This is a genomic window from Nostoc sp., assembly GCF_036919675.1.
Taxonomy (GTDB): domain Bacteria; phylum Cyanobacteriota; class Cyanobacteriia; order Cyanobacteriales; family Nostocaceae; genus Nostoc.
Genome location: NZ_JBALCP010000022.1, coordinates 132,908 through 145,730, shown reverse-complemented (window position 1 = coordinate 145,730; position 12,823 = coordinate 132,908). Strand labels below are relative to the sequence as shown.

The following is a 12,823-nucleotide window of genomic DNA, read 5'->3' as shown; positions in this document are numbered from 1 at the left end:
TTGCTGGGTGAGGCTGAGGAGTAGGGAGTGGTGAAATATTTTTTTCATTTTACCCAACTTTTGAATACCTGACAAAGTTGCTTTGGTAAACTACTAGACTTCAGCTACTCGTATAGCATTTTAAAATAATGGTGGGTATTGCCCACCATTAAGTTTTCCAAGCAATTTTATACTAGGGGATTACTTAAATTTCTGACATTTAAAGAACAATTATGAGTCAAGTTAGCAGGCAAGATTTGAGTGAAGCTACAACCCAATGGCTAATAGCAAAAGGCTATAATCCTGGGGATTTAAATCAGCCAGGTGAGAATGGCGATACAGCTTTGATGAAAGCTACAAGAGAGGGAGTTGATACAGTCGTCAAAGAACTGATTGATGCAGGTGTGGATATTAATGCTCGAAATAGCGATCGCAACAATGCTTTGTGGTTTGCTTGTTTTGGAAACCACTACGATTTAATTAATTTACTGCTGGCTGTCAACATTAACATTGATAACCAAAATGATAACGGTGCGACTGTTTTAATGTATGCAGCGTCATCTGGAAAGACAGAAGTCGTCAAGTTACTTTTACCGCATCATCCTAACTTAGATTTGAAAAACTTAGACGACTATAAAGCTATCGATTTTGCCAGCAATGTAGAAGTTTTAAGGATACTTAAAGATGCCACAAAGTAAGATATCTAGCAAAGGTTATCATGAAGCTACCAAGCATTCTTACTTATCAGTACAAATTGATCCAAATTATGTAGATGCCTCAACACAGCCATCTTCATTTAAAGTTTATCCCAAATTTTATCGGAGAGTGAAATTAAATCTCAATAATCCTGTTCATGCTTTTATCTCGTTAACCAGTGCGATAACCCTGGAAAAAGTGTATAAAGATGGCTCTTCTAAACTGCGAGTGAATCCATCAGCAGGCGCTTTGTATCCCACAGAAGTTTACGTACAGGTTCGCGGTATTGAGGGAATAGTAGATGGTATATATCATCTAGAAGTTGAGAATAATTATCTAACACTCATCTATGAATTAATTGATGATGGGTTAGAGAGTTCTATTATACCGGGTAAAAGTATCAACGGATTCATCTTTTTAATTAGTTGTGTTTATTATAGGTCTAGCTGGAAATATCAAAACAGGAGCATGAGATATTGCTTATTAGATAGCGGACACCATTTAGGTGCGATCGCGGCTTCAGCTTTTCTCCACAACCGAGATATACAACTAATTTTTGACTTTGACAAACTCACTCTCAATTCAGATTTGGGATTTGAAAATAAGGAGTTTATCACTGCTTGTGCGGTGTCAGGAGAACTACAAGACAAGAAAATTAGACGCTTAAGGCTGAAAGTCCCTTTTGTCTGCGGTACTGATTATTTTGAATCCAATCAATTTATTGAAGATACCTACCAAGCAACTACTCTACAAAAGAGTCGTCAGCAGAAATTAGAGTATCCTCAATTTGACTTTGACAAGGATAAATTTTATCAAACAGTTTGGAATAGACGTTCTATTAGACGTTTCCGGAAAGAGTCTATTTCTCAAGAAGATTATTTATATATAGTACAGCAACTTGAGCAGTTAATACCGACAGAAAATTATGAGGAAATAGAAATTTACTCAGTGGTGCATCGAGTAGAGGGAATGATATCTGGGTTATATAAAGGTACGTATCTGGTTAAGACGGGTAATTTTAGTGAAAAGACAGGTTACTTATGCATTAATCAAGCTATTGCTAAAGATGGCGCTGTAACTTTATTTTTTGTGTCAGATTATTTAAATTATCAAACTGCTATGCAAATAGCTGGTTTTATAGGACAGAGACTTTATTTAACTAGTAATTATTTGGTAATTCAGTGTAGTGGAATAGGTGCTTATTATGATCAGGAAACCCAGGAATTATTAGAAACAAATAAAGATGTACTTTATGGAATGGTAGTTGGAATATAAGTAGGAAGCTAAAGAGAGATGCCTAGAAAGATGTATTACTGTAATGGTGATGACTCACATCCTATGCAACCGACATCGGCAGATATTATCCTGCGACAGCAACTAGAGGATTCTATTAGTAGATACTTTTATGAGGCTTGCGATCGCACGATTCAAAATCTTCTATCTAATTGTCGGTGGTATGTCACAACCCATGAGAATGCTCTGACATTGGTAATTGAATGTCCCGATCAAGTTACTAATTGGCGTATTTTGCAAAAAATAGTGCCAATGGGGACATTACTCTACGGAGTTGTCAGCAGTGCTAAAATCCGTGTTTGTCCGCCAGAGATTCAAGGCGTACCTTTTGAAATGAGGGTAGATGAACTTTCTGTTTATCGGGATTGGGCGTGATTTAATTTTAGATTTTGGATTTTGGATTTTAGATTTGGGATTGTTAACTAAAAGTTGATATTCTGTTTGATAAGTGCAGCTACCTCTTCAAAAACCAAATCAGCAGAATGTTTGACAACAGGACTTAACTCCAGTCCCAAAGCAAGATTTGCTGCTTCAATTAAATAAACTGTCACATCTTCGGGAAAGTCATTCTGAAATATTTTCCGTCCGGCAGCTAAAGCATTATCCCAACGAAAATCGTGCAAGTTATAACTAGGTTCTGGCAAAGCTTCCAGTTCTTTTCCTGGAACTTTAAACACAGCACCTGGTTCAGAACCAGTTGAACTTGCATCAATAATTACTAATTGTTTACTACCTCTAGCTTGAAACATTACTTCCATTCCTGCGGTGCCACAGTCATATACTCGCACATTAGGATGAGGGGTTTCAGCGAGATATTTTTGTAAGCGTTGGGCAATGATTACGCCTACTGCGTCGTCACTGCGATTGAGATTTCCGCAACCAATAATAGTTAGCATAGAATGAGATTAAGGCTACACAAGCTTTTGGGCTTTTCTTAGTGCCATTCCACTAAGAGTGGTTGAATAAATAGGTAGACATTTCTTGCCAGTTCTAAATGCAGAGAGTAGTTGAAGAAATATCATTAAAAGCATGGCCTGCTTTTGAAACTATCAACCATCGTGGTTGGCTGATGCGTTTTGCTGATGGTTATACCAAGCGAGGAAATTCAGTGAGCGTTCTGGATCAAATTGGTTTAGACATTGAAGAAAAGATTACCTATTGCGAGTCGCAATATCGAGAGCGTAAACAAAAACCTATTTTCCGCTTGCTCTCATTCACCAAGCCAGAAGTATTAGATGAGCGGCTAGCCACAAGGGGATATCAACTAATTGAGCCATCCCTAGTCATGGGTCTAATATTATCAGAGAGCGATCGCTTAATATTCTACCCACTATTAGTCAGGAGACTCTAAACGATTGGTTAGTTGCTTACCATAACTTGAAAGCTTTGGGAGAACAGCCATCAACTATTCATCGGATGATATTGACAGCAATAAAGTCAGAAACCCTGTTTGTCTCATTCAAACTAAATGAAGAAATTGTTGCGTGTGGAATAGGTATTTTAGAAAGCGGTTGTTTAGGCATTTTTGACCTTGTTACAAGTCCGTTGCAAAGACAGCGTGGCTATGCAACAGCGATTATTCAGGGTTTGCTTCAATGGGGTATTGATAAAGGAGCTTACTTTTCTTACATACAGGTAGTACAGGCAAATACTCCAGGTCACAACTTATATGAAAAACTCGGCTATGAACCAATGTATAAGTATTGGTATCGAGTAGGCTATATTTAACAACAAGTAGAAGTTGTATTTCAATTAAAAAGTAGTATTTATACTAATCTGCAAAATACAGGGTTATACCAGAGGCTTTGACTAATAATATAGGCAAAGCCTCTAAAAAACTAAGTTATCAGTAAGAAACTAGAACTCTACACCATGTTTCTTGGCAATTTCAGTAAGTTTCTCAGACTGATGTTGTGATGCTTTAGTCAAGAGTTCTTCAGCTTGTTCTGTAGTACTTCCCTCTTTAGGGATTAAGTACTTGACATAAAGGGATACAAAATCGGCTGCGATCGCTAAACCGGATAGAGCATGTTTGTCAGCTTCCTTCCCAGCGATCGCTGCTACTAGACCTGCTCTAATTGGGTCTGGTTTAACTTTCATGAACTGCTCGACAAGTTTAGGGACGTAGTCTTCTGGCGGCAAATTATCTAACTTACTTCTATCTGGAGTAAAGTTACATTCTGCGGCTTTGGCCTGCTCTATAACACACCATTCTATGTATTCTTGCAATCCTGCATCGGGAACGCGAGGGAGATATTCGTGTAGCGCTAAATCAGACACAAGCTTACCCTGTAAATTTCTGTTTTGTTGAAGTGAATTAAGGCCAGCCTAACGCACTGTTTCTATAAGTTTTAGTGTGTTACGCTACGAGTTTTGAATAAAAGGGCATTAGGCATTGGGAATTGGACTCCCTGTGAAGCAAGAATCTCAGTTGCTTCAGTGCTGAGAATGTCAACAGGTTAAAAGAGTTGATGGAGCGATCGCCAATATAGCAAATGCATAGGCGTAGCCAGCCGTAGGCATCGCCGAAGTAGCAAATGTAGTCGGCGATATAGCAAATGTAGTCGCTGAAATAGCAAATGTAGTCGCCGATATAGCAAATGCGATCGCCGAAGTAGCAAATATAGTTGGCGATATAGCAAATGTAGTCGCTGATATAGTAAATGCGATCGCTGAAATAGCAAATGTAGTCGCCGAAGTAGCAAATGTGTAGGCGTAGCCAGTCGTAGGCATCGCTGACCCAAAAAGAGAGCGATCACTAATCCTATCTACTTTTGTCGTCGTTCTTTCAGGTTGCGGCTGAGAGCTAATTTAATCTCAATTAAGGTGGTTTCTTCTGGTGTGAGTTCTAAAAATTCTGAAACTGTGCCAACTTTCCAGCACTTTGCTTCTAGCCATTCTCTTTTAGCTTGATCCATAGGTTAAAATCTTAAGATTTGGCTGCCCAAAGTAGGGAAATGTCGTATTTATTAAACATTGAATCGGCACTCACAAGTGTCATCTCTTCTATTTGAGCCTGTGCAATCAACATTCTGTCAAAAGGATCTCGGTGATGCAAAGGCAATGCAGCCGCTCGTAAAGCATGAGAAGCTGTAATTTCTAGCGTTCGCATTGCCAACATCCCCATCCGACTAGAAATATAACTGTCTAGGGGGTCTGACAGTGGTAACTTTCCGATCGCAACTTTTATCCCCATTTCCCAAATGCTGGCAACTGAGAGCCACAATTCATTCGTTTCATCGGCAATATGGGCGATGGCTACCTCATTCAAAAGCTCTGGTTGGGCAAACCACCATAACCAGCATTGTGTATCTAGCAAGAGTTTCACTCTTCACCGCCCTCGAATGCTGCCAAAATTTCTTCTGGCAAAGGCGCGTTGAAATCATCTGGCACTACAAAACGCCCTTGATCCTGCCCTAAACTATTGAGTCGATTTGATGAGGAGCGAAACGGAATTAACTTGGCGATCGGAATGCCTCGGTTGGAAATAATGATTTCTTCTCCAAGTTCTACGCGTGATAATAGCTTTGAGAGATTCGTTTTAGCTTGATGAATATTTACGGTTTCCATAAGATTAAACTAAGTCTGTAAACTAAGTTTAGTTTTTTTGTGATAGTGGTGCAAGGGCGATTTCTAAAACTAAAGTTACTTTACGTATAGATAGTGATGTTTTAGAATGATTCAAATATCAAAAGCACGGCTATCAAACCCAAATTAATAGCCTGCTTCGAGCCTATATGGAAGCCCATCACTAATATGAAATTGGAAGACCTCAGAAAAGATAATATCGGTCAGATTTATGCTTGGTTCCCTAAAAAGGGAAATGATGAATCTTCTATGCTCCTAATCACCTATCCTTATTATTCAATCAAAGCTTTCTATTTTTCATGTCAGAACCTTGAGCAACTGGAGCAGTCAAAAGACATAATCAATCAGGGGAATGTTTCCATAAGCGCAGTTGGTTTTTGGTTTCTTGCTATTGAAGCGTTTATAAACACATTGCTAAAAATCGCTTGTTTTCTTAAAGATAAGGATTTCAATGAATTTAGAGGCAAAAAGCTCAACGGTCGCCTCACAGCAGTTTTTGAAATACTGGAAATAGGGAATCAAGATTTTTATCGCTCAGGTATATTGCCAAAATTAGAAGAATTTCAAACTTTTAGAAATGAGGTTTTTCACGATAGGTTCTTTAATTCAGAAGTTCAATTTTATAAGACAAGTTTTTCTTCTATACCTTATCTAGCTAATCAGGTAGATGTTGTTCAAGCCTCAATCATTGCGTTGGAGATTTTCCAGGCATTCCGATTTGTATACCCTGAACTTGATTTAATGCCAGATATATTTATCCAGAAAAATAGCTCATACGGATTCATTAAGTATGATTTTCTTTATAATGAAGTCATTTTACCGCTTTTTTCTGAAGCTCTTGGGAAACACAGTCTTAATACGGATTTAGTAACTAAACCTATAGAGATAAGACTTCCAGAGAGTTCAATATTGCAGAAAGGAGATGTTAAGATTATCATCCGAGCCTTTCAAAAAGAAAATATTATTTACTCAGCCAATAGTACTGAAACAAATATAGGAGCTAGTTTGTTCAACAAAGTCCGTGACCTAATCACAATAAATGAGCAGGAAAACTTTCAAATTCCTGCTTATCAGCGAATAAAGTCAACGAATTAAATTCGCACACGATTTTGCTTCTCGATTAGCTCAATAATATGTTTAGTCCCAGCCTAACAACCCTGCTGCACTTGCGATCGCAAGTGCAGCAGAGATAAAAATTCTGCCAACTCAACCAGCCCTTCTGCTTCTCGTCGTTCTGTTTGGGTAATCACTTCGCCTGCATCTTGGCGATCCAGCAGAAATTGCAGATGCTCGTGGACAGCTTCAGGAAGTTGAAAATGAGTCAACTCAACAGGTATCTCAATAATTTCAGCCATACAAAGTATGTCTAGCAAAATTGCAACCACTTGTAGAGCCAGTGTAACTCAATATGCATTCTGCTAGACGATCTGATATTTGAGAATTAAGCAGTCCGAAAACGCGCCAACTCTTCACCAGTCTTAGCATCATGGGCGTGAACTGTACACACCAAACAAGAATCAAACGATCGCGCCACATGACCAACTTCCACCGGGTCGCTAGAATCGTAAATGGGTGTGCCAATTAAAGCTTCTTCAATGGGGCCGCGGATTCCTTCACCGTCACGAGGGCCAATATTCCATGTACCTGGGGCAATCACCTGGTAATTCTTAATCTTACCGCCCTCCACTTCTACCCAGTGAGACAAGGAACCGCGTGCTGCTTCCGTTGCACCCCAACCGCGACCATCTTTTTCTTTGGGTTTGATATACCAGGGGTCGTTTAACTTAAATTCGCGTAAACAGTGTTCGGCTTGACGATATAACTTGACAAGTTCGTGAAGTCGTGCTAACTGACGCACATGAATACTAGCGCCACCCATCCGTTTGAATACATCGAGGATAAAGCCGTCGTAGTGCTGCCAAGATTCACCATGTTTGCCACCTGCAACTAATTGCCGCGCTAAGGGGCCAACTTCCAAACGTCCGAAGTCTTTGTGCAAGACTGCACTCGACCAAGAGTAGGCGTTATCGAAATCTTTTGTATTATTCGCAGTAGGTTTAGTGGTGCGATCGCTTGGGTGAACATCTGCTGTCCCTTCATCGTACCAGGAGTGAGTTGTATTCTCGCGGGTAAATGACTGATCCATTAAGGTGTGAGTGTGTGTGAAGCTGTCATACACTCCACTTTTCATGATCATCGCCGCATTTCGTCCTTCAATAGTCGGCTTTTGGTATTTATCTTCATGGGCTAAATATCCCCAAGTGACATATTTACCAACACCAGCACCATATCTATCTAGACCGATATCTAAACCCATGCGCCAATAAAAACCTAAGTCGGAATCTCGATGATTTCGGTCTTCATCTAACCAGTCCCTAAAATCATCATATGTCTCGATTTGTTCATAGCGTTCTAATGAACAACCCAACCACACTGGTTCTAACCAATTGGTGCGGAAATATTCCAGAATCGCCCAAGCGCGGGTGATGTCTGTTAAGGTCGGGGCGCACATCACGCCACCGGGAACCATGTAGCTAGAATGCGGCCATTGTCCGCCTAATAGTGCATAAATTTCTACGGGTTTAGCGGAAATTGTTATGCCTAGTTCGTAAGATTTGCCAGTGAAGGCGGCAAAGCGTCTCACAGCTTCTTGATAGAAACGGCTATTTCGGTATTTTTTATTGGTCAAGTCTATGGCAAATAGACCATAAAAGTAGCGGGGGATGCTTTGAATTGTCTCGACAATTTGACCGAGATTTCTGGCTAAAATTGCATTACGAGGAACTTCTGTTTCCCAAGCTGTATCTAATGCCCAAGATGCACAAGTCAGGTGAGAACCGCCGCAAATGCCGCAAATGCGAGGTGTGACAATTAATCCGGCTTGGGGGTCTTTACCGCGGAGGATAACTTCAAATCCTCGGAAAAGTTCGGCATGTGTCCAGGCGTTGACTACGCGTCCATTATCAATGTCAACTCTGACATCTAAATCGCCTTCAACTCTACCGACGGGCGAAATGTCTAATGATTGAATTGCCATTCTCTTCTCCTGTTTTTGATAAGCACTTTAGTGCTTACTACGAACTAAACTGTGAAAAAGTAGTTTTGTAGGGTGCGTTACGGACTTTTGTCCTAACGCACCTAAAATTCGAGGTGGTGCGTTACGCTACGCGATAACACAACGCCAGTTGCTACAACGGAGGGAACCTCCCTTCGGGTGACGCTCGATGACTCGCTAACGCCAGTCGCCTACGGCGGGAAACCCGCCTACAGCGCTGGACTCACCGCAACGCACTGGCTCCCCGACAAAATTTAATGACCAATGACTAAACTGTGAAAAAGTCTTCTTCTGCCCAAGCTGGTGCGGCATCTTTGGCAATCATTGTGAGTAAGGCGTAGTCTTTTTTGTTCACCCCTGGCGGTAATTCTTTGGGAACTCCCATCACTGTTTGGGTTTTAAATACGGTTCCGGGTTTGAGGTCAAAGAAAGGAAATTCTGGTTCGGTGCAACCTAAACAAGGCATTCCGGCGCGAGTTTTGGAAGAGACGCGGTTCCATAAGATGCGGTTGCAGGAAGAATGGGTCATGGGACCGCGACAACCCAAGTCATAAAATAGGCATCCTTTACGCTGACCAAATTCGGCGGTTGATGCTTTGTAGGCAAAGTGGACGTTGCGGGTACAACCTGTTTGGGTATAGCTGTTGAAGAAGGTTTGGGGACGATTTAGTTCGTCGAAAGCAATGTCTGCTATGCGTCCAGTAGCGATCGCAACTAATATCTGCGTAATCCAGTCGGGATGGGAGGGACATCCAGGTATATTAATTACAGGTAATCCGGCTTGAGACAAGAAGTCTTTACCTAAAAAGCCGCCTTCTTGACGCTTGAGAAATTGCAAACCTTCTGATTCAGTGGGGTTGGGTGACATGGCGGGAATTCCTCCCCATGTGGCACAGTCTCCCACAGCTACGATAAAATGAGCAACTTTGGCGAGGTCTGCTAACCAATCTTTCATGGCGCGATCGGCAAACCGATTCCATTCGCCTGTGCCGTTGGGGGCGTTGACAACACTGCCCTCAAATACCAAGATATCTAAAGGAATTGTGCCAGAAATGCAATCCCACAGCATTGTTTGCAAGTTGTTGCCTATTTCTAACCCCAAGGATGGATGCCAAAGTAAGTTGATGCCAAAGTCGGCAATTAAATCGCAGACTGTCGGTTCTTCGGCGTTGAGAAATGACATGGTGTTGCCTGAACAAGCACCACCCTGTAGCCATAGTACGTTAGTCATCAGTTAGGTGTTTTTCTATTGTTTAACATGCATGATGTAAATGATAATGCTTGTAAAACCTCACCTGGTTATCAATATTTATTTTTCAATTTTAAGATATTTCTTTATTTAATTCAATTTCATTAAAAAAGAATTAATCATTAACAATCACGGAAATCCCATCAAGATTATTTTAAGGTCTTATGTCTGTTAGATATGTAACACATTTAACAAATAAAAAAAAATCCCAAATAAACGGGATTAATTTATTGCAGTAAAAACTATCTAATTATTAATAAAAATTATTCCCAACTGCTAATCTGGGTGAGGTTATAAGTATTTTAAGCCGTCAGATTTTAATGCAATAACTGAGTCAAATACAGTAAAATATCGGGGCACAAAACTTTGCGCCCCGACCTAGTAGTTTATTGTTTTAAGATTTTGGTTGTGCAGCTTGCCTAACAACTTGTTCGTCCAAACCTAACGCTTGAGCTATCTGCTCAATACTTAAACCCATCGCTAATAACTGGGGTATCGCTTCTAACTTACCTTCTTGTTTACCCTCTTGTCTACCCTCTGCAAAAACATCTTGGTAAAATCTAGTTTGCTTTAACTCATTTGATCCAAACATTTTTCCTATCTCCTCCTGGCTCAATCGCGGCAACTTGTAGATTAATATCGTCTCTATCAATTGTATAATTTCCCTAATAGTAGCGACATCTGGAATTTGCCGTCGGGCACTGTTGACTATTTCTAGAGCTTTTGTTGTCGCCGTTGATTCCGGTTCGATGATCAGTTTAACTGTCTCGATGCCGATTGATGATGCCTCAATTGAGCTTAATTCATCAAGATAGACGCGAGTCACTCGTTGGGAGTTGAGTAATTCTGTATATCTTTCGGTATCTCCAGTATCAACGCTGTGGTTGGGGAAGATAACAACACCACACCAATTGTTGGTTAATTCGGTTTTGTCGAGATAGTTAAAGATTTCAGTGAACAAACGTGAGTAGAGTTTTTTGTCTGGTTGAAATTGGACTTCGGCAAAATAGATGGGTAGTTCTGCTGCATTTGGCAGGAAGACGCCATCGATTCTAAACGCCAGTTGTTTGACTTCTACTGAAGAAAATTGGTAAGCACTAGCTATTTGCGGCGGTTGGTTAATCAGTTCAAAGAAAGTGCTGGGAATACTCTGAAAGATGCGATAGAAGATACTGTCTGTTTTCAAAAGAGCTAGTTTTACAGTTGATGAATATATTTTACACTTCGACGATCCCGTGGCGACTCTTTGGAGTACACAAAAATTGGCTAAAGATAGTGCATAATATATGTATGTCAACAATTCAATAAATAATATTTGAATTGTATTAGGTGATGATACAAAAAATATTTTAAAAATATTAGGTGTTTAAAGCTGACATTAATATTAGCAATTTCACCCTAGAATTTTATAAATAGGGTGTTTTATAGTATTTTATTGGGCATGGTATAGGACATTGGCTATAGGGGATTAAGTTTCTTCCCTAGTTCTTAGTCCCTAATCCTAGCCTCAGACAAAAAAGGGGAATTCCGCCTAAAGGACTCGAAGCCTGCGTAAATCAGTATGGCCCGTGATCAGATGCGAAAGCGTGTCTTGATCATTCGTGGGCGTTGACAGACTCAATTCCCAATTGGCTAGAGTACGGCAGAGTTATGACCCCTAGCATTACAGATTCAGCGGTGAAGGCTGCGATCGCAGCTGTTGCATCAGAGTCAGCCTCAACAGAGGAAAAAATCCAGATGCTGATCGAGATAGCACAGGGCTTTCAAAAAAAGCCCAAAGCTGCCCAAGACTTGCGAAATGCAGTTGGGTTATATTACCGGGCCTATGAAATGTGTGGTGAGGAGTATCCCCTGCTGAAAGCCAGGGCCCAAGTGGGCATGGCAGGGACGTTACAGGCAATACCGGATGCTGAGTATCAACTGCTGCTGCAAGCGAAAGCAGGTTATGAAGAAGCTCTACCGATTTTACAACAATTAGCAACGCCAGAGGAAGTGGCAGAGACGCAGATGAATTTTGGGCTGGTGTTGCAGTCGCTTGTACCGTTCAATTTGGCACGGATAACCGACAGCATCCAAGCTTATCACGAGGCGTTGCGGGTGTTTACTTGGGACGATTACCCCCAAGAATACGCGATTTTATATAACAATATTGCGATCGCTTACCTTTCCATGCCCTTAGCATCGGAACGAGAATACTTGCGTCAAGGGTTAGCAGTGCAATCATTTGAGGTGGCGCTAAAGCATATTAATTTGATTGACCATCCCAGAGAATATGCGATGTTACAAAACAATTTAGGGAATGCTTTGCAATATTTAGTGAGTTCCCATGCTGTGGAGAATAATTTAAGGGCGATCGCAGCTTATGACGAAGCGCTAAAAGTGCGTAATCCCAAAGATACACCTCTAGAGTACGCTAACACAATTTCTAACAAAGCCAACGCCCTGTTCAACTTACCAGACGACCAGGAAAAACCAGAAGCTGGTAATCCTAAAAATCTTTTGCAAGCGCGGATGTACTATCAAGACGCTTTAGAAATATTTACGAAATATCAACAAATGGAACAAGCAGAGGTAGTAGCCCAAGCGCTACAAGATGTCGAAACAGAAATGAAGGGTTAGGAGTTATAAGCTATGGATCTAATTTAATTCCTTACTCTTCACTCTTCACTTTAATCAAGAGGACAAAACAGCATGAGAGATATTTTGACAAACTTCAATGTGAGAGATTTTCTCACAAGTTTAGCAAATGGTGACCTGAATATAGCAACAGAATTCGTCTGGGTAATCATAGCAACAGCTTTGTCTATGGTCGGCGGTGCAATTGGTGGAATGCTATTAGCTGGAAAAGATATAGGCTATCAGTTTTCAGCAATGCTTGGTGCATTATTTGCTCCTGCCGGTGTAATTCCTGCCATTATCTTAGGGCTTGCTGTCTTAGATTTATTGACAAATTATTAGGAGAA

At 40.7% G+C, this 12,823-nt stretch carries 18 protein-coding genes; 8 read left to right on the top strand and 10 right to left on the bottom strand.

Annotation, left to right across the window (positions count from 1 at the left end; translation table 11 throughout):
• Positions 1-212: 212 nt before the first annotated feature.
• From V7K49_RS02725 to V7K49_RS02715, 3 genes are read left to right on the top strand one after another with little or no spacing between them, the layout of a single operon-like run.
• The gene (locus tag V7K49_RS02725) at positions 213-677 is read left to right on the top strand and encodes an ankyrin repeat domain-containing protein (RefSeq protein WP_334872505.1); all 465 of its coding nucleotides are present in this window, start codon (positions 213-215) and stop codon (positions 675-677) included.
• Positions 664-1,950, top strand: coding sequence for a nitroreductase family protein (locus V7K49_RS02720; RefSeq protein ID WP_335204418.1), 1,287 nt, complete (start codon positions 664-666; stop codon positions 1,948-1,950). The genes V7K49_RS02725 and V7K49_RS02720 overlap by 14 nt, the downstream gene beginning before the upstream one ends.
• A gap of 18 nt (positions 1,951-1,968) precedes the next feature.
• Positions 1,969-2,343 carry a hypothetical protein gene (locus V7K49_RS02715; RefSeq protein ID WP_335204417.1) on the top strand — a complete coding sequence of 125 codons (375 nt, stop codon included), beginning with the start codon at positions 1,969-1,971 and terminating at the stop codon, positions 2,341-2,343.
• 47 nt (positions 2,344-2,390) lie between these two features.
• Here the strand turns inward: V7K49_RS02715 and V7K49_RS02710 are convergent, their stop codons facing one another.
• A complete protein-coding gene (locus V7K49_RS02710; protein ID WP_335204416.1) occupies positions 2,391-2,864 on the bottom strand; it encodes a hydrogenase maturation protease in 474 nt (157 codons plus the stop codon).
• Between the two features lie 98 nt (positions 2,865-2,962).
• On the opposite strand from V7K49_RS02710, the gene V7K49_RS02705 reads away from it, so the two are divergent.
• Together V7K49_RS02705 and V7K49_RS02700 are read left to right on the top strand one after the other, a co-directional pair.
• The gene (locus V7K49_RS02705; protein WP_335204415.1) at positions 2,963-3,319 is read left to right on the top strand and encodes a GNAT family N-acetyltransferase, cg3035/Rv0428c family; all 357 of its coding nucleotides are present in this window, start codon (positions 2,963-2,965) and stop codon (positions 3,317-3,319) included.
• Positions 3,320-3,354: 35 nt separating this feature from the next.
• On the top strand, positions 3,355-3,696 hold the full coding sequence (locus tag V7K49_RS02700) for a GNAT family N-acetyltransferase (RefSeq protein ID WP_335204414.1): 342 nt from the start codon (positions 3,355-3,357) through the stop codon (positions 3,694-3,696).
• A 129-nt stretch (positions 3,697-3,825) separates the two neighbouring features.
• Here V7K49_RS02700 and V7K49_RS02695 read toward each other — a convergent pair whose 3' ends face one another.
• From V7K49_RS02695 to V7K49_RS02675, 5 genes are all read right to left on the bottom strand, one after another.
• Positions 3,826-4,248 carry a hypothetical protein gene (locus tag V7K49_RS02695; protein WP_335204413.1) on the bottom strand — a complete coding sequence of 141 codons (423 nt, stop codon included), beginning with the start codon at positions 4,246-4,248 and terminating at the stop codon, positions 3,826-3,828.
• A 171-nt stretch (positions 4,249-4,419) separates the two neighbouring features.
• Complete coding sequence (locus V7K49_RS02690) at positions 4,420-4,701, bottom strand: hypothetical protein (RefSeq protein ID WP_335204412.1); 282 nt, start codon at positions 4,699-4,701, stop codon at positions 4,420-4,422.
• Positions 4,702-4,736: 35 nt separating this feature from the next.
• A complete protein-coding gene (locus tag V7K49_RS02685; RefSeq protein ID WP_335204411.1) occupies positions 4,737-4,886 on the bottom strand; it encodes a hypothetical protein in 150 nt (49 codons plus the stop codon).
• An 11-nt stretch (positions 4,887-4,897) separates the two neighbouring features.
• Entirely contained in the window at positions 4,898-5,296 is a 399-nt protein-coding gene (locus tag V7K49_RS02680; protein WP_335204410.1) for a type II toxin-antitoxin system VapC family toxin, read from the bottom strand.
• On the bottom strand, positions 5,293-5,538 hold the full coding sequence (locus V7K49_RS02675; protein ID WP_335024425.1) for a type II toxin-antitoxin system Phd/YefM family antitoxin: 246 nt from the start codon (positions 5,536-5,538) through the stop codon (positions 5,293-5,295). The genes V7K49_RS02680 and V7K49_RS02675 overlap by 4 nt, the downstream gene beginning before the upstream one ends.
• A 186-nt stretch (positions 5,539-5,724) precedes the next feature.
• On the opposite strand from V7K49_RS02675, the gene V7K49_RS02670 reads away from it, so the two are divergent.
• Positions 5,725-6,651 carry a hypothetical protein gene (locus V7K49_RS02670; RefSeq protein WP_335204409.1) on the top strand — a complete coding sequence of 309 codons (927 nt, stop codon included), beginning with the start codon at positions 5,725-5,727 and terminating at the stop codon, positions 6,649-6,651.
• Positions 6,652-6,704: 53 nt separating this feature from the next.
• Here V7K49_RS02670 and V7K49_RS02665 read toward each other — a convergent pair whose 3' ends face one another.
• From V7K49_RS02665 to V7K49_RS02650, 4 genes are all read right to left on the bottom strand, one after another.
• On the bottom strand, positions 6,705-6,911 hold the full coding sequence (locus tag V7K49_RS02665) for a hypothetical protein (protein ID WP_335204407.1): 207 nt from the start codon (positions 6,909-6,911) through the stop codon (positions 6,705-6,707).
• 86 nt (positions 6,912-6,997) lie between these two features.
• Positions 6,998-8,593, bottom strand: coding sequence for a nickel-dependent hydrogenase large subunit (locus V7K49_RS02660; RefSeq protein ID WP_335204405.1), 1,596 nt, complete (start codon positions 8,591-8,593; stop codon positions 6,998-7,000).
• A 286-nt stretch (positions 8,594-8,879) separates the two neighbouring features.
• Entirely contained in the window at positions 8,880-9,842 is a 963-nt protein-coding gene (locus tag V7K49_RS02655) for a hydrogenase small subunit (protein WP_334793004.1), read from the bottom strand.
• A gap of 412 nt (positions 9,843-10,254) precedes the next feature.
• Positions 10,255-11,046 carry an Rpn family recombination-promoting nuclease/putative transposase gene (locus V7K49_RS02650; protein ID WP_335204404.1) on the bottom strand — a complete coding sequence of 264 codons (792 nt, stop codon included), beginning with the start codon at positions 11,044-11,046 and terminating at the stop codon, positions 10,255-10,257.
• A gap of 464 nt (positions 11,047-11,510) precedes the next feature.
• Between V7K49_RS02650 and V7K49_RS02645 the strand changes: the two genes are divergently transcribed.
• The gene (locus V7K49_RS02645; RefSeq protein WP_335072535.1) at positions 11,511-12,479 is read left to right on the top strand and encodes a hypothetical protein; all 969 of its coding nucleotides are present in this window, start codon (positions 11,511-11,513) and stop codon (positions 12,477-12,479) included.
• Between the two features lie 72 nt (positions 12,480-12,551).
• Positions 12,552-12,818, top strand: coding sequence for a hypothetical protein (locus tag V7K49_RS02640; protein ID WP_335072533.1), 267 nt, complete (start codon positions 12,552-12,554; stop codon positions 12,816-12,818).
• The last annotated feature ends 5 nt before the right edge of the window (positions 12,819-12,823 follow it).

Bases quoted from the DNA above. Each gene is read 5' to 3' on its own strand.
- V7K49_RS02725 (WP_334872505.1), top strand. From the start codon at position 213: ATGAGTCAAGTTAGCAGGCAAGATTTGAGTGAAGCTACAACCCAATGG.
- V7K49_RS02720 (WP_335204418.1), top strand. From the start codon at position 664: ATGCCACAAAGTAAGATATCTAGCAAAGGTTATCATGAAGCTACCAAG.
- V7K49_RS02715 (WP_335204417.1), top strand. From the start codon at position 1,969: ATGCCTAGAAAGATGTATTACTGTAATGGTGATGACTCACATCCTATG.
- V7K49_RS02710 (WP_335204416.1), bottom strand. From the start codon at position 2,864: ATGCTAACTATTATTGGTTGCGGAAATCTCAATCGCAGTGACGACGCA.
- V7K49_RS02705 (WP_335204415.1), top strand. From the start codon at position 2,963: ATGCAGAGAGTAGTTGAAGAAATATCATTAAAAGCATGGCCTGCTTTT.
- V7K49_RS02690 (WP_335204412.1), bottom strand. From the start codon at position 4,701: ATGCCTACGACTGGCTACGCCTACACATTTGCTACTTCGGCGACTACA.
- V7K49_RS02685 (WP_335204411.1), bottom strand. From the start codon at position 4,886: ATGGATCAAGCTAAAAGAGAATGGCTAGAAGCAAAGTGCTGGAAAGTT.
- V7K49_RS02675 (WP_335024425.1), bottom strand. From the start codon at position 5,538: ATGGAAACCGTAAATATTCATCAAGCTAAAACGAATCTCTCAAAGCTA.
- V7K49_RS02670 (WP_335204409.1), top strand. From the start codon at position 5,725: ATGAAATTGGAAGACCTCAGAAAAGATAATATCGGTCAGATTTATGCT.
- V7K49_RS02665 (WP_335204407.1), bottom strand. From the start codon at position 6,911: ATGGCTGAAATTATTGAGATACCTGTTGAGTTGACTCATTTTCAACTT.
- V7K49_RS02660 (WP_335204405.1), bottom strand. From the start codon at position 8,593: ATGGCAATTCAATCATTAGACATTTCGCCCGTCGGTAGAGTTGAAGGC.
- V7K49_RS02655 (WP_334793004.1), bottom strand. From the start codon at position 9,842: ATGACTAACGTACTATGGCTACAGGGTGGTGCTTGTTCAGGCAACACC.
- V7K49_RS02645 (WP_335072535.1), top strand. From the start codon at position 11,511: ATGACCCCTAGCATTACAGATTCAGCGGTGAAGGCTGCGATCGCAGCT.
- V7K49_RS02640 (WP_335072533.1), top strand. From the start codon at position 12,552: ATGAGAGATATTTTGACAAACTTCAATGTGAGAGATTTTCTCACAAGT.